This is a genomic window from Massilia sp. DJPM01 (assembly GCF_030348125.1).
GTDB classification, from domain to species: Bacteria; Pseudomonadota; Gammaproteobacteria; order Burkholderiales; family Burkholderiaceae_D; genus Telluria_A; species Telluria_A frigida.
Map to the genome: position 1 here is coordinate 100,412 of NZ_JAQOZV010000019.1, position 17,332 is coordinate 117,743.

Annotated in this window: 10 protein-coding genes; 3 read left to right on the plus strand and 7 right to left on the minus strand. The window is 60.8% G+C overall.

Annotated features, from left to right (window positions below; genetic code table 11):
- Nucleotides 1–58: 58 nt before the first annotated feature.
- Nucleotides 59–529 (minus strand): peroxiredoxin, encoded by a 471-nt coding sequence (locus PO883_RS14445; protein WP_289310389.1) that lies wholly within the window; start codon nucleotides 527–529, stop codon nucleotides 59–61.
- Nucleotides 530–735: 206 nt separating this feature from the next.
- A complete protein-coding gene (locus PO883_RS14450; protein ID WP_289310390.1) occupies nucleotides 736–1,116 on the minus strand; it encodes an Mth938-like domain-containing protein in 381 nt (126 codons plus the stop codon).
- 228 nt (nucleotides 1,117–1,344) lie between these two features.
- Between PO883_RS14450 and PO883_RS14455 the strand changes: the two genes are divergently transcribed.
- Together PO883_RS14455 and PO883_RS14460 are read left to right on the plus strand one after the other, a co-directional pair.
- The gene (locus tag PO883_RS14455; RefSeq protein ID WP_167088429.1) at nucleotides 1,345–2,574 is read left to right on the plus strand and encodes a pyridoxal phosphate-dependent aminotransferase; all 1,230 of its coding nucleotides are present in this window, start codon (nucleotides 1,345–1,347) and stop codon (nucleotides 2,572–2,574) included.
- A gap of 21 nt (nucleotides 2,575–2,595) precedes the next feature.
- Entirely contained in the window at nucleotides 2,596–3,918 is a 1,323-nt protein-coding gene (locus tag PO883_RS14460) for a homoserine dehydrogenase (protein WP_289310391.1), read from the plus strand.
- A 44-nt stretch (nucleotides 3,919–3,962) separates the two neighbouring features.
- Here the strand turns inward: PO883_RS14460 and PO883_RS14465 are convergent, their stop codons facing one another.
- The 4 genes from PO883_RS14465 to PO883_RS14480 form a co-directional block, all read right to left on the minus strand.
- On the minus strand, nucleotides 3,963–6,461 hold the full coding sequence (locus PO883_RS14465) for a glycoside hydrolase family 9 protein (protein ID WP_289310392.1): 2,499 nt from the start codon (nucleotides 6,459–6,461) through the stop codon (nucleotides 3,963–3,965).
- Between the two features lie 63 nt (nucleotides 6,462–6,524).
- Entirely contained in the window at nucleotides 6,525–7,115 is a 591-nt protein-coding gene (locus tag PO883_RS14470; RefSeq protein WP_289310393.1) for a response regulator, read from the minus strand.
- Between the two features lie 485 nt (nucleotides 7,116–7,600).
- Nucleotides 7,601–10,804, minus strand: coding sequence for an EAL domain-containing protein (locus tag PO883_RS14475; RefSeq protein WP_289310394.1), 3,204 nt, complete (start codon nucleotides 10,802–10,804; stop codon nucleotides 7,601–7,603).
- Nucleotides 10,805–11,032: 228 nt separating this feature from the next.
- A complete protein-coding gene (locus PO883_RS14480; protein WP_289310395.1) occupies nucleotides 11,033–14,026 on the minus strand; it encodes a Tn3 family transposase in 2,994 nt (997 codons plus the stop codon).
- Nucleotides 14,027–14,028: 2 nt separating this feature from the next.
- Here PO883_RS14480 and PO883_RS14485 point away from each other — a divergent pair, with 2 nt between their 5' ends.
- Nucleotides 14,029–14,388, plus strand: a complete 360-nt coding sequence (locus tag PO883_RS14485) for a hypothetical protein (protein WP_289310396.1) — start codon at nucleotides 14,029–14,031, stop codon at nucleotides 14,386–14,388.
- A gap of 77 nt (nucleotides 14,389–14,465) precedes the next feature.
- On the opposite strand, the gene PO883_RS14490 is transcribed toward PO883_RS14485, so the two are convergent.
- The gene (locus PO883_RS14490) at nucleotides 14,466–16,904 is read right to left on the minus strand and encodes a PAS domain S-box protein (RefSeq protein WP_289310397.1); all 2,439 of its coding nucleotides are present in this window, start codon (nucleotides 16,902–16,904) and stop codon (nucleotides 14,466–14,468) included.
- Nucleotides 16,905–17,332 lie beyond the last annotated feature (428 nt).

A 17,332-nucleotide genomic window follows, 5' to 3' on the forward strand; every position in this document is an offset into this window, starting at 1 on the left:
GTAATCGGGTTCTGCTGCGGGTTGATCGACAGGGTTCCCTGGATGCGAGCAGTCCTTGTCAAGCTTGGCTCTTGATAAATTCAAGCACGTCCTCGGCGTGATTAGGGACTTTCACGCCTCTCCATTCTTTCATTAATTTACCATCAGCGTCAATTACAAACGTGCTGCGTTCGATGCCGCGCACTTGCTTACCGTACATATTCTTCATTTTCATCACACCGAACTGGAGGCACACGGCTTCCTCGGGGTCGGAAATGAGTTCGAACGGCAGGCCGAGCTTGGATTTGAAGCCATCGTGCGAGCGCAGCGAATCGCGGCTGATGCCGTAGATTTCGGTAGCGGCTTGCTGGAACTGCGCGTGCAGCTCGCGGAAAGCGATGCTTTCGGTGGTGCAGCCGGGCGTATTGTCTTTTGGGTAAAAGTACAGCACGGTGTAACGGGCAGGGCGGCCGGACAGCTGGAACGGCTTGTCGCCCGTCATGACGGCGGAGAAATCGGTATAAGGTGCTGCAGTTTGGCTATCAGCCACAGGTTCTCTCCTGAAGGTGAGTCAGCGCTGATTTTATACCCCGCAGCGCAACAGGGGAGGGGGAAACGTGTTTGGGCGGACAATATATGGGGGCGGGGTGTCCGATTGCAAGAACTGATCAATCATCGCCGCTGCCGCTAGCCTGCGATTCGTCGTTCCTGGCACTGCCAGAAACGACGGATTGGGCGGTAGCGGTCTTGCGAATGCTATCGTGCCTCGCCCAGGATCAGCGCCAGCGTCACCTTGCGCCCCTCGCCCATCAGGATGTTGTACGTCCGGCAGGCCGCCTTGTTATCCATGCACTCGCAGCCGATGCGCCGCTCCAGCAGCGCGGCGATCAGCTTCGGATGCACGAAGCGCTGGCGCGCGCCGGTGCCGAGAATGACCACGTCCGGCTTGTCCTGTTCGATTTTCTCGAAATGCTCGGCCGTGAGCGCATCGAAATCGGGGACGTCCCAGGCGCGCGGCGGCGTCTCGGGCATCACCAGCAGGCTGTAATCGAAGCGCTGGGCGTTGATTTCGACCCCGGTTTGGTCGTAACCGGTCACGGTCTGGTATTGTTGGGTGGTGCTGGAATGGAGCTTCATGGCATGGGCACTGAAAAGGTGATGCAGGGCACTCGGGCGCTGCGCGTGGCGTTAGCATGCCACAAAGTCCAGTAAACCGCGAATTTTCACGAAACATACGCCAAAGCGACACCATTTCACGGGTTTTTGCCCACTTTGCCGCAAACCTCAGGTTGATTAAATCGCCTCCTTTCGGCAGAATGGGTATTTTTCGCACTGCAACAAAGCGCCACTGAACAGGGAAATATTTTGCGACCGATTCTGAAATCGAACAAGCTCGACGACGTCTGCTACGAAATCCGCGGCCCCGCGCTGGAGAAATCCAAGCAGATGGAGGAAGAAGGCCACAAGATCATCAAGCTCAACATCGGCAACCTGGCCGTGTTCGGTTTCGACCCGCCTGACGAGATCGTGCAAGACATGATCCTCAATATGCACGGCGCCGCCGGCTACACCGACTCGAAAGGCATGTTCGCGCCGCGCAAGGCGGTCATGCACTACACGCAGAGCAAGCACATCAGCGGCGTGACCATCGAAGACATTTACCTCGGCAATGGCGCGTCGGAACTGATCGTCATGGCCATGAACGGCTTGCTTAATAACGGCGACGAAGTGCTGGTCCCGGCCCCGGATTACCCGCTGTGGACCGCGGCCGTGAGCCTGTCGGGCGGCAACCCGGTGCATTACATCTGCGACGAGCAGGCCGGCTGGTTCCCCGACATCGACGACATGCGCCGCAAGATCACCAGCAACACCAAGGCGATCGTGGTGATCAACCCGAACAACCCGACCGGCGCGCTGTATCCGCGCGAGATCCTGCTGGAGATCATCGAGCTGGCGCGCCAGCACCAGCTGATCATCCTGGCCGACGAAATCTACGACAAGGTCCTGTACGACGGCGAGCAGCACGACTCGATCGCCGCGCTGGCCGACGATGTGCTGTTCATCACCCTGAATGGCCTGTCGAAAAACTACCGTTCCTGCGGCTACCGCGCCGGCTGGATGGTGGTGTCGGGCGAAAAACGCCACGCCAAGGATTACATCGATGGCTTGAACATGCTGGCCTCGATGCGCCTGTGCGCCAATGCGCCGGGCCAGTTCGCGATCCAGACCGCGCTGGGCGGCTACCAGAGCATCAACGACCTGGTAGGTCCCGGCGGACGCCTGCTGCGCCAGCGCGACATGGCGCACAAACTCTTAACCGATATTCCGGGCGTGACCTGCGTGAAGCCAAAAGCTGCGCTGTACATGTTCCCGCGCCTCGACCCCGTGATGTACCCGATCGCGGATGATCAGCAGTTTGCCTACGACCTGCTGGCCGAAGAAAAAGTCCTGGTGGTCCAGGGAACGGGCTTCAACTGGATCGCGCCGGATCACTTCCGTCTCGTATTCCTGCCCAATTCCGACGACCTGACCGACGCTTGCGGCCGCATTGCGCGCTTCCTTGACGGCTACCGACGCCGCCACGGGCGCGGCTGATACCTCTTCCAGATAAAGACTATGAAACCCATCAAAATCGGCCTGATCGGCCTCGGCGTAGTTGGTGCCGGCACCTTTAACGTCCTCAAACGCAACCAGGAAGAAATCCGGCGCCGCGCCGGCCGCGGCATCGAGATTGCGATGGTCGCGGTGCGCAATGTGGAGCGCGCGCGCGGCATCGTGGGCACCGACTGCGAGGTGGTGAACGACCCTGAACTGGTGGTCAACCATCCCGACATCGACATCGTGGTCGAACTGGTTGGCGGCTCCGGCATCGCCAAGAGCCTGGTGCTCAAGGCGATCAACAACGGCAAGCACGTGGTCACCGCCAACAAGGCGCTGCTGGCGCTGCACGGCAACGAGATTTTTGCGGCGGCCCAGGCCAAGGGCGTGATGGTGGCGTTCGAGGCGGCGGTCGCGGGCGGCATCCCGATCATCAAGGCGCTGCGCGAAGGCCTCACCGCCAACCGCATCGAATCGGTGGCCGGCATCATCAATGGCACCACCAACTTCATCTTGTCCGAGATGCGCGACAAGGGGCTGGACTTCGCCACCGTGCTGAAACAGGCGCAGGAACTGGGCTACGCCGAAGCCGATCCGACCTTCGACATCGAAGGCGTGGACGCCGCGCACAAGGCGACCATCATCGCGTCGATCGCGTTCGGCATCCCGGTGCAGTTCGACAAGGCGCACGTGGAAGGCATCAGCAGCCTGCAGGCGGTCGACATCCGCTACGCCGAGCAGCTGGGCTACCGCATCAAGCTGCTGGGCATCACCAAGCGCACCGTGGTTGATGGCGTGGAAGGGATCGAACTGCGCGTGCATCCGACCCTGATTCCCGCCAAGCGCCTGATCGCCAACGTGGAAGGGGCGATGAACGCGGTGCTGGTGCAGGCCGACGCGGTTGGCGCCACGCTTTACTACGGCAAGGGCGCGGGCGCCGAGCCGACGGCGTCGTCGGTGATCGCCGACCTGGTCGATATCACCCGCCTGGCGACGGCCGATCCGGAATACCGCGTGCCGCATCTGGCGTTCCAGCCGAACCAGATGACCAACGTGGCGATCCTGCCGATGTCCGAGATCACCACCAGCTACTACCTGCGGGTGTATGTGAAGGACCAACTCGGTGTGATGGCCGACCTGACGCGTATCCTGGCCGACGCCAGGATTTCGATCGATGCGGTGCTGCAGAAGGAACCGGGCGAAGGCGAAACGCGCACCGACATCATCATGCTGACGCACCAGACGCAGGAAAAGAACATCGATGCGGCGATCGGCAAGATCGAAGCACTCGGTACGGTGGTGGGCAAGGTCGTCAAGATCCGCCTCGAAAACCTGAGTTAGTCCCCTGCCGCCCCCGCGCCGCCCTGGCGCGGGGGCGGCAGGTATTAAGGCATCTCGCAAGTCAGCTGCGCCACTTTGGTGGTGCACGCTCCATAGCTGTTCATCCCGCTGAACCCATACACGCGCGTGCCCGGCGCAGCCCTTGGTGTGGCAAACCGCGCCTTCCCGTTCACCACACGCTGCTGCGCCCAGTTATCGGTACGCTGCACGCACACGATATTGTTCGCCAGTGCGCTCAACGCCAGCGCGCCCGTTGCCGGTTCGATCACGCAGGCGTTCGGTTTTGTCTGCGCACACGTCGCGCCATCGCATTCGGCCGGCGTGCTGGTCGCCTTCGGGTCCTGGCTGGCGTTGTACAGGAAACCGTGCATCGCCGCATTCCACACCATGGTCTCCCAGGTACTGAACTCATTGCTGTTAATGAGTGACCAGCCGTCGCCCCAGCGCCGCAGGACTGGCAACCGGTCCCACGACGGATACAGCTTGTTGCTTACCGCCGTCTGATACGCCGCGCCGCTGCGTCCCTCGGTCGGCCCGTACACCACGATCCCCGGCACATTGCCGATCGCCTTGAGGTGCGGATCGGCGCCGGCGCCATCCGCCAGTCCGTACTTGGTGAAGTACGAATCGAGATGCGCCGGACTTTGCGGCGTGTCCGTTCCCAGCCCGGTCACGAACGAGCGTCCCAAGGGATTGAGCCCCAGCGAGAAGTCGGCATACTGGCTGACCGCATTGATGTAGGTCTGCTTCCTGGCGTCATTCGCCGCAAACAGGGACGCGAACGCGTACACGTCGGCATATTTTCCCTGGGTCGTGGTGGCACCCCATGACAGGAACTTGGTGGCGCCCTGCGGGTAGGCCTGACTTTCCGGTGCCGGTCCGACGTAGCCGCCGCGATCTGCGAAGTAGACGATGCGGTCCTTGAGCGCCTGCGTCAATGCCGGATCGACCGCGCGGCCATGCGCCGTCAGGTAGCTGACGAAATGCGCGCTCTGCACCGCGGCGCTGGCATTGCCGGGTAAATACTGCTCGGGCCAGGTGCCATCCCTGACGACGATGGCCTGCGCAGCGTTCTTGAATAGGGTGTGATAGCGTGCCTCGCCGGTGGCCAGGTACAGCTGCAGCGCGGGATACATGAAGCGTGCCTTGGCAGCTCCCGGTGCCGCGGTCTTTTCCAGATATCTCCAGGCGAGCCGGGCGCGTTGCACGAGGGCGTCGGCGCGCGCGCCATCGTGCGGGCGGATCACGCGGGCGGCGTGGGCGAAGATCCCGGCCGACAGCGCCGTGACTTCTTCGCTGACCGCCCAGGTGCCGTAGCGCCCGGGATCGCTGGCCGCGCTGTGCACGCCGTAGGCCGGATGACGGTTCATTTCGGTGCCGGCGCGAACGCCGCCGAACTGCGAATCGTGGGTGTCCATCACCTGCAGGTTTTCCCACGACAGCACTGCCCACAGGGCTTCATCGACGAAATCGGGAATGCCGTTACCGGACTCCGGAATGTTGTATTGGCGGTCGACGAAGTGGGTGGGGAAGGCGTCGAAATACGACAGCATCAGGATCGGAATGATGGTGTGCATCGGGCGGCGGTCAAAATCGCCGGCGTCGTGATGGCCGCCGATCAGCGGCTTCATGAGCGCGTTGTCCGGCACCGAAAGCACCGGCGTCGACACCCACGGCGTGCGTGTATCGGCCACGGTGGCGTGGCACATTTCGCGCGTGTAGCGCGTGTACGGCTGCTTGAGCGCCGTGCCGCAACGCTGGTGATACAGGCCGCGCGCCGAAACATAGGCGATCTTGCGGCTGGCGTCGTCGCCGATCGCGAACGAGCGCGAACGCCCGCAACCGGGCACCGACACGAAGTAAGGGCCGCCCTCGACCAACTGGTCGAGCCGCAGTCGGTAGACATGCTCGCCGGAGCTGGCGCTGGCGATTGCGGTATCGTCCTTGATGTATTGCGGTTCGCCGCCCAGCACCGTCCTGCCGCTTCGTTCATCGATCACCTCGTAGCGCGACCCGGCGGGCAGCTTGAGCGAGCCGGCGTCGCCCAGGTACGCGCCAAAATTGGCGAAGCGCGAGCTGGCCAGCTTGCTGTAGCCGGTCTGGTTGACCTTGATCGATTCGCAGTAGGTGACGCGGCTGTCGAAAGCCAGCCGCGTCGCGCCGTACGGCGTGGCGATGGTGTACGGCTGGCCCTGGGCCAGCGGTTTGTCGAGCCGCAGATAGATCTTGTGGCGCACCGTCACCGGGAACAGGTTGGGACTCGTGGTGGCCAGCGCCTTTTGCTCGTCGTACGGTGTCGACATGCGGCTGATCCCCAGCGCCGCCTGGCCGTTGACCGTCCATTTGGACAGGGCCAGGTCGAGTACATCGGGCCGGGTGGCCGTGCCGCCGGCTTCGTTGGTGGTGGCGGTTTGCAGTTCGACCACGATCACCTGCGGCGCTGCCGCGTGCACGCCGACGATGGCGCCTGCCGCCTGCGCGAAGGACGCCCCCAGGACAGACGCGCCAATGCCGGCCGCGATTGATAAAGTAATGGTATTCATCGGTCTCCTCTTGTTGTCGGCGCATTCTAGGCCGCTGGGAATTACCGATCGATTACCGATATGTCATGTGGGCAGCGTGGCCCGCGCCTGCGCTTCCAGCGCGGCCAGGCTTGCGCGCGCCGCCAGGGCCTGCTCGCGCAGTGCCGTCGCCGCTGCCGGAAGGACCGGCGACGCGTCTTGCAGCGCGCGGTGATACGCGTCCAGCAGGCGGCGATGCTCGAAAGTGGCCACCGCGCACCGCACCGCCAGCAGGAAACCGCTGGCGTCGAATGGCTTGGCGATGAAGCGATAAATTTGGCCGGCATTGACCGCATCGACGATAGCATCGAGGTCGAGGTAAGCCGTCACCAGGATGCGCAGGGTATCGGGCAGCATGACCGAGGTGCGCTCGAACAGCTGCACGCCGCTCATGCGCGGCATGCGGTGATCGCTGACGATGCACGCCAGTTCCTGCGACGGCGGCAGCGCGCCGATCAGACGCAGGGCTTCCTGGCCGTCGCGTGCTTCGACCAAATGAAAGTGCGGGCGCAGGATTGCCGCCATGACCGACACGTTGGCGTCCATGTCATCGACCAGCATGACGGTGTGGCGCGGGTCCGGCAAAGCGCGCTGCCGATCGAGCAGGGCCAGGTTTTCTGTTTTGAAAATTGCCATGGTTTTGAGAGAATGGAGATCCGCTCCGGCCCCCGGGCGGTAAGGAAAACTACGGCGATGGCGCTGTGAGCCCGTGTATTGTATACGCCTTCGGGCCCTGAACGACAGAGAGACCATGGCTACACGCGCAATCAGAACACGCACTCCCCCACGGCCGCACGCTGTTCCGGCCTACGCCAAGCTGACGCTTCCCCGCCTGTTCGAGCCGCTCCAGCGTACGCGCCTGTTCGCGCTGATCGACCGCTTGCGCGGCCGCCATGCGGTGCTGTGGATCTGGGGTTTGAGGTGCAGTGGAACGAAAAACCGGGTTAAGGGAAAACCACGATTGAACGCGGGATGGCCAGAGTGGCATCGCATTAAAAATTGGCCATTAACATCGCATTAAAAATTGGCCATTAATTGCTTTCGCGTCTATGTGTCATTTCTGGCTTTATCCCGGCTGGCCGCTCTACTCATCGTTGGCCGGGTTGCGCAAAGGCCGCAGCTCACCGCAACGCACACCAAGCGGCATCAGGCTGCCAAGCAGCTGCCCAGGCGGGCATTTGCTCTGGTGGCATGGGGCGGGCGATGCCGTAGCCCTGAGCAAGCTCGCAGCCTAGTTGCAGCAACAGGGTGCCGTGCGCCACGGTCTCCACCCCTTCAGCAATCACTTCGCGTTTGAAGGCTGCCGCCAGACCGATCACGCCCTGCAAAATGGCCAGATCGTCCGGGTCTTTGAGCATGTCGCGCACAAAGCTCTGGTCGATCTTGATTCGCGCCACGCGCAGTCGCTTGAGGTAAGTGAGTGACGAGTAGCCAGTGCCAAAGTCGTCCAGGGCAAACATCACGCCAATCTTGGCGCAATCATCGATCACCTGCCCCACCTGCGCTATGTCTGCCAGCGCACTGGTCTCCAGCACTTCAAGCTCCAGGTACGTTGGATCGACATGCGGGTGATTTGCCAGGATGGCTTGCAGTCGCGCCACAAAGTCATTTTGCTGCAACTGGCGTGCGCCGATGTTGACGCTGACGGGCAGGTCTATCCCGGCGGCGTGCCAGAGCTCGATTTGAGTCAAGGCCGTGTCAATCACCCATTCGCCCACGTCCACGGCCAGCGAATGGTCTTCGATTACCGGCAGGAACACGGCCGGCGCAAGCAGCCCTTTATCAGGGTGTTGCCAGCGGATGAGTGCCTCGGCACCGATGATTTTGCCGTTGCGCATGTTGACCTGGGGCTGGTAGTGCAGCACGAATTCGCGTAGCGCCAGTGCCAGGCGGATGCGTGCCAGGCTTTCGTGCTGGAAGCGCACGTGGCTGTCTTGCGCGGCATCGAAGATTTGATAGCGGTTTTTGCCGGCCAGTTTGGCGTGGTACATGGCCTGATCGGCCTGGCGCAAAAGTTGATCGGGTTCGATGTCTTGCGCCTGCGGGTAGAAGGTGACGCCCAGACTGGCCGAGACCTGGAGACTCAGCACTCCCACCTGCACCGGTTCGGCCACTGCCGCTAGCAGCCGGTTGAGCAGCGGCGCGCTGGCAGACGTGTCTTCCAGACCGACCAGCACAATCATAAACTCGTCGCCGCCCAGGCGCGCCAGCGTGTCACCCTTGCGCAACGTCTCCATCATCCGCTTCGACACGGTGATGAGCACCTGATCGCCGGTTGCATGTCCGTGGCGATCGTTGATGGCCTTGAATCCATCTAGATCCAGGTAGACCACCGCCAACTGTCGGCCGCACCGCTTCTCCTGCGCCATTGCCTGCTGCAGGCGATCCGCCGACAACACCCGGTTTGGTAGTTTGGTCAGCGCATCAAAGTGGGCAAGGTACTTCAACTGGTTTTCATACTCTTTGCGCTCGGTGATGTCCTGCACTAGTCCGGTCAAGCGAACCACACGCCCGCTGTCATCGCGCTCCGGAAAACCTTTGACTAAGCAGGCTCGCTGCTCTCCATCGGGCTGCAGAGTCATCAGCTCGAGTTCGTAGGGCGTGCCGTCCGACACCACCTTGTCAACCGCATCCAGCAGTTTTTGCGCGGACTGCGGTGTGAACAACTCGGCCTGCCCCTGCAGGTTCGGACTGCCCAAAGCCGGGTCGCGGCCGAAAATGTGAAACATTTCTGGCGACCAGGTCGTGATGTTGGCATCGATGTCCAACTCAAAACTGGCCAGATGCGCCATATTTTCCGTGCGCTCCATCATGATCTGTCGGTGTCGCAAGGATTTCTCGATGTGGTATTTTTCCGATACATCGCTAAACACGAGCACCACGCCAACGACCTGGCCGTCAGCATCCCGAATGGGCGCGGCGCTGTCAGCAATCTGGCATTCCTGACCGCCCTTGTCCCGCAATATGGTGGGGGCGGCAAGGCCGACCGGTTGACCGAGTGTTATCACCCGTTGTATCGGGTCGGTCACCGCCTCACGCGTCTCGGCATTGATGAGATGCAACACCTCAGATGAGGGTCGACCAACGCTCTCCGCCAGCGCCCAGCCAGTTAAGCGCTCGGCCGTCGGGTTCATGCGGACAATCAAACCGGTCGCATCGGTGGCAATGACCGCATCACCGATTGAGTTGAGCGTGATGGCCAGGTTCTGCTGGCTGTCTGTGAGCGCTGCCTCGCGCTGCGTCCAGGTTTGCACAATCTTGTTGAAGGCCGCCACCAGCTGGCCGATCTCGCCGGGCTGGCGCTCGGGTAAGGGCGCTGGGTTTTGCTTGGTATCAGCCAGGGAGACCATGGCCTCCGCTGTGACTACCAAGGGGGCGAGCTGGCGGCGCAATGCCCACCAGATTATCGCGCCGGTAAACAGGGCGAACAGCAGCGTGGCCTGAAGCAGGTTTTGTTGAAGCTCTTGCATAGGGGCCAAGGCTTCTGCGGTGGGTAAGCCAAGCAAGATGTACCAGCCCCACGCAGGAAGCTGCTTCACCGAGGCCAACTGTTCCTCACCCAGCGCGTTGACTAGCAGCCCATAACCCTCGTAACCCGCGATGTTACGGTCCACAAAGCGGTGGATACCCCGCGCTGGCAGCACCTCCATGATGCGTTTCGGATCAGTGGCCGTGATGATTTGCCGCGACTGCCGGTGAATCAGCAAATACCCGCCCGTCTTGCCATACGGGTTGAGCCTCAGGTTATCCAGAAAACTGATTTCTCCCAAATTGGTGACTCCAACAAGCGCACCAATCACCTTGCCCTGGGCATCGCGTACGGGCACGGCCATGGCGAAAGCGGGGGCTTTGAGCGCTCCGCCCATGACCGGTTTACCAATGGCTTCCTTGCCCTCCTTGAGCGCTGCCAGCATGTAATCCCGGCCCATAAAATTTATGCCCACGTGATTGGCTGAGCTCGGCATTTCGGCCATGGCGGTGCCATCTAGGCCAGCCACCCAGGCGCCGCCATTGAATAGCAGCGGCAGCAGGGGGCGCTGCTCCAGGAAGGCCTGCACGGCCGAGGGGCTGCGCAGCAGCTCGGCATCCATCTCTTTGGCAATGGTGCGCAGGGCCTGCATGCGGGTGGTCATCTCCCGGTCGACCTGTTGGGCCATCGCCGTAGCCACCGACAATTGCTGCTCGCCCAGCAGCCGCTCCAAATTTGCCTGCATGCCGCTGCTGACATAGGCCGACATCGCCCAAATGCCCAGCACAAAAACCAGCAGCGTAAACGCCGTGGCGCGGGTCCTTAATGACTGCCAGGGGGCGAGTCTTGAAGTCATGCTTGTGCCCTCAATTATGGTTTGAGCAGAATGTGCTCGCGTTTGACGCTAATTTCAGCTCGGATTAACTGCAAAGGAAAATGTGGCCGTACTCACACTATCTGCAAATGAGCTTGCAATTTGACAGCGCTGGCTCGCATTCCATGTTCACCGGCTCACACTAACTGCAAATGACAGCTCGGCAACCCCTCCTATGTGTCATTTCTGGCTTTATCCCGGCTGGCCTCTCTACTCATCGTTGGCCGGGTTGCGCAAAGGCCGCAGCTCACCTTTGGCCACCGCGTCCGGCACCGAGAACGAATACCGGCCCAGCATGTTGATGTGCTCATGCAGCAAAGGCGACAGCCTGGCCACGTCCTCATCCCGGACCTCAAAGCCGTCCGCGCGCAACTGAGTCAAAGCCGCCTCCATGTAGCTTGTGTTCCACAGCACGATCATGTTGAGCACCAAGCCAAGCGCACCTAGCTGGTCTTCCTGCCCTTCTCGGTAGTGCTGCCGCAGCTCGCCACGCTTACCGTGAAAAACGGCGCGTGCGACGCTGTGCCGCCCTTCGCCACGGTTGAGTTGGGTCAGTGTGCCTCGGCGCTTGGCTTCGTCATCGATGTACGTTAGCGTGTGCAAGGTCTTGTCGATGCGGCCGAACTCTGCGATGGCCTGGGCCAGTCGGGTCGGCCGCTCACCCACCTGGAGTGTGCGCATGATGCCCGCTGCCGGTACCCGGCCGAGCTTGAGCGAGCCGGCCAGGCGCAGCATGTCGTCCCAATGCGGTTCGATTTTTTGCAAGCTGATATTGTGTCCGGATACAGAATTGAGCATTCCGTAGTCGGCCTTCGGGTCGATCCGCCAGAAGCGTGTACCGCCGACATCGGCCAGGCGTGGGCTGAATCGGTAGCCAAGCAGGCGAAATAGACCAAAAACCACATCACTGTAGGCGCCCGTGTCGGTCATGATTTGGGTTGGCTGAAGGTCGGTCTGCTGTTCCAGGACGACTGCCAGCAGAACGAGGCTGTCGCGCAGCGTGCCCGGTACCGTGATGTCGTTCAGTCCGGAAAACTGGTTCGAGATCAAGTTGGACCAGGTCACGCCGCGCCCGACGCCGAAGTATTTCGGATTCGGCCCGGAATGGACTGACCTTACCGGCACCACGAAGCGCATGCCATCGGCCGAAGCGACCTCGCCGCCGCCCCACACGCCGGCCAGCGTCAAACGGCTTTGCGCGGCAACGAGCAAGGTGTTCGCCGCCGTGATAGTGTCATCGCGCAGATAGTTCTGGTCCACCCAGGACAACCTGTCCCGCTTAAGCGCCGGCACGTCGCCGCGAATCAGCGGCTCCGGTCCCGTGTTGCAGGCCTCGGCCATCAGGACCGCACAGATGCTCACATGCAGATCGGAAGCGCGCGCGGTGCGCTCCGATATGTGGGTGAAGGCGTCGGTAAAACGAGTGCGCGCCGCAATCTCCAGAATCAGTTCTGGCAAATCGACGCGGGGCAACATGGCCATGACCTTGGCGCGCAACGCGATCAGTGACGCCGGCTCATCCATCTTGTCCAACGGGCTAAGTACCAGTTCCTGTTTGTCGTCCACCTTGTCGAAGCGCACGGCCGGGTTGTCGGGCAACCTGGCGGCGACCCCCTGGTAGGTACGGTCCAGTTCATCGGCCAGCGCGGTCAAGGTCGGCCCCGGCGCCGCCGACAGGCCTAACGTGCGGCAAATGATCGGACGCGTGGATTCCCATTCGGCGCTGTCGAGCAGGCCGGCGCGCGGATCGGCGTAACGCCAGCTCGGGGCCACGAACACGTCGCGCCGGCGCAGCGCGATACGCAATTCGGACAAAACGCAGAAAGTGTAAGCGTGGAAGTCGATAACGTCATCCTCGCGCAGCACATGGCGTCGCCACGGCTTGGTGATGATGTCGCGCGGCGCGTCGTTACCGGGACGCTTCACCGTCATGTTGGCGCGGAGCCAGGCGAATGCGGCGATGAACGGCTCTCCTGCGGCATTCGCGCCAAACTGAATGTGTTCGGCCAGCGCGGGCAAGAAGCGCCGCACGGTCTTGTACTTGGCATCCAGCTCTTGGTAGTACACGTTGTCGGTCGGCCGAATCAGCTTGTTGACGCCGGCAAGGGCCAGCGCGAGCGCATCTGGTGAAATCCGCGCGAACAATTGCTTGCGTAGTTCGGCATCCGACACAGTATCGTCCAGCAGCATTTGACAAGCGCTGGCGAGGATGGCCGCCGCTTCGTCAAGGTCTTTGAGCGATCGGAGGCGGGATTTTCTGTCGGCCTTCACGGCGTCACCGAAAAGCTCTCGCAGGATGACTTCGAGCACTTCGAGAGCGTCGTCCTGCGCCGATGCTTCAAGACAGTGCACGAACGCGACCAAGGTGGCCAGGCGGCGCGGCACGGGCAAGCGCAGGATCGCGCTAGCCTTGGCGGCGCCGGCGAACCGGGCCAGCGCCGCGACCCGCGTGGCCGGGATGCGCGTAGCGGCCGGCAATCTGATGCCAAGCTCACGGACGGCTTGAAGTCGCATCAGCGCCAGGCTCATCGACCGGCTGCTGGCCACCACCGGCCCGCTGCGCAGGCGATCAAGCGGCGAGTTCCGAGTGCCGCCAGAGGAGACCAGGAGGCCTTCCAGACGCGTTTGCTGGTCCGGACTGATCCCATTGCCGAGCGAGCGCCATAAGCGTTCCTCGACGCGGCTGCGCAGCCGCGCAACGTAGCGCTCAAGGGTCGTGCAGCCTGGCAGCAGAACCTTGTGCGTTACGAGCCACGTTGTGGCTCGCTCGAACAGCACGCTCGGCCGGTCGGTGCCGGTCCAGCAAAGCGCATAGAGCCACCGGGTCAGACGAAAGGCGATCAGGGGCTCCGTGAATTCGACATAGCCGTAGGATGCACGAATTTCCGTCGCATGCTGCCAGCGCTGCTCGCCGGCGCCGTAGACGTTTGCCTTATCCGTCGCTTCGATGCGCAACTGCTTTGCCAGCGTCCGCAGAACGGGCTGAGGCACGGCCAGCGGGTCTTCCAAGAACGTGCCCAGGTAGCGCACCGTCCCGAGTTGGACGGCAAAGCCCAGCCGATTGTGCACGCCGCGCTTCGTTGCAATCAGCGCATGGTCGGTGTCATCCAGATGGAAATACCGGGCGAGATCATGAGGCGACGGCGGGCCAACGTAGCGGCCGTAGTTTTCTCGCTGCTCGTTTGAAAGATAGCTGACAGGCATGAATGGTCCTTTTGATCGGCGTAAGCAGCTTGTTTAATAAAACACCCCCCTTCGGATTCGGGGCGTACTGCTGGCGCAGCAGCGAGACTAAATGGAGCGAGGAAAAGCTGTGGCGGACCTATGCCATGTTTGCGGTCTGGAAAACGTACTCCGCAGTCCCAAGAGCTTTGCGCCCGGTCTTCCACTCAAAGGAAAATCGCTGCAATGAACATTCCCGCCGCACCAAAAGAGGCACCGTCCAAGTCCAAAAAAGCACGATTGCCGAACCTGCATTGAAGAAGATATACGCCGCCTTCGGCGTGACTGAACGTCGTGTAGGAATAAAGAGTGAATGCCTGAGTCGGAAAAATCACAGAAATTGACCGCGAAATATATACCAAGCACCCAGTCGCCAAGTCATTGATATTTGAGTAGCTTTCTACTTCTTGTTAAACCCCGGTTAGGCGCTTTCCGCAAATTCCGTTTGGTACTGTGCGGTCGGCATGGTGAACCAGAACAAGGATCCGCGTCCAACTTCACTTTCCACGCCGATCGTTCCGCCCATCGACTCGACCAGCTTCTTGGTCACGACCAGGCCCACGCCCGTGCCGTCTACCCCGCCGCGTTCCTGGCCGAGCCGGTTGAAAGGCTGAAATAGGCTCGCCATCTCTTTCGTCGTCAAGCCATGCCCTGTGTCGCGTACGCAAATGCGCAATTGCGCTGCTCCAACTAGGACATACGATACATCGATGCTCCCTCCACGGCGATTGTACTTGATGGCATTGGACAGAAGGTTGAGCATCACCTGCTTGATTCGCACCGGATTACAATGGATGCCGAGGCCATTGCTTGCGATGATATTGATCTGTAGGCCTGCCCCCAACACGAGAGGCGCAATCATTTCGCACAAATTGTGCACAAGAGGGTCAACAAGGATCGGCTCAGATGCCAGACCAGCGGCATGGGCTTCAATCTTTGCTAGTTCCTGTACCTCGTTAATCAGATCGCAGAGATAGCGGCCTGCCTTGATAATCTGGCCGATTTGCGCGAGCGCGCCTGGTGAAGGAGCTGGTTTCTCCATTTCAAGTAGTTGTGCGTAGCCCAGGATGGTGCCCAGTGGCGTGCGCAGTTCGTGTGTCAAATGGGTGATGTAGTCTGATTTAGCGACACTGGCTGCCGTTACTGACAAGATGGCTTGCTCTGTCATCTTAAGTTCAGTCACGTCGACAAATGCCGCAATGGCCCCGCATGCTACTCCGTGCTCATCGCACAAGGGCACAGCATTCCCAAAGAGATACCGTACGGAGCCGTTCGGGTGTACATGCTTGAACTCATAAGCGCGCATTTCCGTGCCGTTGGCTGCCTGTTGCAATGCTGCCTTCCAGGAGCGAATATCGTCCGTCGGCTGAGGCATGACAGGGATGTGACCTGTGGGCTCGATCGGGGCAGGAGGCGTGGACTCGTCCGCTTGGTGATCAAGAAACCAGTGTTCATACAATTCATTGCCGCTCATATCGGAGAGCAACCGGTCATGGGTGATGCAAACTCCCGCAGGCACTGTGAACAGCAGTCTGGTCAGCTCTCGCGAGCGTACACGCTCGCGCTGCTCACTCACGTGGAGTGCCACCTCGGTGCGCCTTCGATCGGTGATATCGCGCAGGATCGCCAGATAGTGGACGCTGTCGCCAACCTCAAAATGGGAGATCGACGCCTCGACGGGAAACTCGGTTCCATCGGCGCGGATGGCCGCTACCGATCCCAGATTTCCCATTTGACGCGGGGTGGCGCCGGCAAGGCCGAAAGCATGCATTTGCCCTTCGTGTACGGCGCGGAACCGTTCCGGCAAGAGCTTGCCGAGAGGAATGCCGAGCATGTCAGCGCTTGCATAGCCAAACATTTGTTCAGCGGCCGGGTTAAAGACAATAATGCGGTGCGCGGCGTCAAGCATGATGATCGCGTCCATAGCCGATTCGATCAGACCGTTGAGTTGGCTCTGCTGGACCTTCTTGATTTGCTCAGCGTCCAAACGCAAGACATCATTGCGGCGCAGCGCTTCGGCGTCACGCCAGGTAAATAGTGCAAAGAGAATAACGTAGGCGAGCGAGGTCAACGCGACACCCAGGCTCGAGTCATAGAATGCTTGTCGTTCGCCTTCGATCCGCAGCCAGCCGATTAATAAGGGGGTGGCAACTGCGAGCGGCAGGAGCCGTCGCGCCAGCACCCCGCCAACGGTGCCACTGACTAGAACCGCAACCACGCCATTCGTGGGGCGCACCAGAAGTATACCGATACCGACGAGCAAGGTGCCAACGGCCGTATGCAACGCCACAGTCGCAAAAAAAACACTGTGATAGAACTCGCTCACACCGTAGGCGTAGCCCATGATTGCCAATGTGGAGACGCCAATGAGAAGCAATGCCAGCGGTTGCGCAAACCTGCGCGCGCTGGTGTCAAGGAAAGCAAGCGCGGCCCCGGCAAGCAGGTAACTTGTTGCAGCGGCGATTGCCATCCTACCGGAGTTGACGGAGGCCGAAGCCACGGGAATATACTGATCGACCCTGAAGTGCAGGCCAAATGCATATTCCGCCAGCGTGATGAGTGCAATACCAAAAACGATGGTGGCAGAAACAAGTTGGACAATTCGCCAGCGCTCATTGATGCGCGATCGTCCAGCGGCGAACAATGAGGTTCCGGACAGGATAAGACAAAGCGCGGCAATCGGGCGCATTGGCGCCCAGTCGGAATTTATATTGGTCAAGGTGACGGTCCCCGTCATCCAACCGACCAGAACGGCCAGTCCTAAAGCGGCGACACCTTGGCCGCAGCGCTTGCCGGCCGATTGATAGCGTGCAATTAGCGCCGCGCTGCCATATTTGTTACTCTGTGGCACATCGTTCATGTCGCTTCTATCCTTGTCGGGTATTGCATGAACTATCGGGAAATATTACGGTGGATTGTCTTTCTGGCGGGCGCGTCGCTGCGCCGTTTGAAAAAGCACGCGCATCGTGACATCCGATGGCACACAATGCTTGGCGAAGAACGCGCGGGCAACGCTCCAGAATCCCGCCAAGTAAGCTTCGATACCGATATCGACGCACTGTGCCAACTGACCGTTGACGCGGCGTTCTCTAACAGAACAGCTAGCGACCACTGTTGTAGGGCGGCCAGGCGCGCTGCGGGTTCTTACGTCTAGTGTCATACGCTTTTTTTGGCGAAACAAGTTGTTTGACCGACGAAAAATCTGGCGCCAGCTCGACGACCACGTCAGAGTTTCACGTTCGCATTAATAAATTATGCTGGTGCGCTTTCTGGACGAACCTAAATGAA

Excerpts from the sequence above, each read along its gene's own strand:
- PO883_RS14450 (WP_289310390.1), bottom strand. The coding sequence starts at position 1,116 with ATGAAGCTCCATTCCAGCACCACCCAACAATACCAGACCGTGACCGGT.
- PO883_RS14460 (WP_289310391.1), top strand. The coding sequence starts at position 2,596 with ATGAAACCCATCAAAATCGGCCTGATCGGCCTCGGCGTAGTTGGTGCC.
- PO883_RS14465 (WP_289310392.1), bottom strand. The coding sequence starts at position 6,461 with ATGAATACCATTACTTTATCAATCGCGGCCGGCATTGGCGCGTCTGTC.
- PO883_RS14470 (WP_289310393.1), bottom strand. The coding sequence starts at position 7,115 with ATGGCAATTTTCAAAACAGAAAACCTGGCCCTGCTCGATCGGCAGCGC.
- PO883_RS14475 (WP_289310394.1), bottom strand. The coding sequence starts at position 10,804 with ATGACTTCAAGACTCGCCCCCTGGCAGTCATTAAGGACCCGCGCCACG.
- PO883_RS14480 (WP_289310395.1), bottom strand. The coding sequence starts at position 14,026 with ATGCCTGTCAGCTATCTTTCAAACGAGCAGCGAGAAAACTACGGCCGC.
- PO883_RS14485 (WP_289310396.1), top strand. The coding sequence starts at position 14,029 with ATGGTCCTTTTGATCGGCGTAAGCAGCTTGTTTAATAAAACACCCCCC.
- PO883_RS14490 (WP_289310397.1), bottom strand. The coding sequence starts at position 16,904 with ATGAACGATGTGCCACAGAGTAACAAATATGGCAGCGCGGCGCTAATT.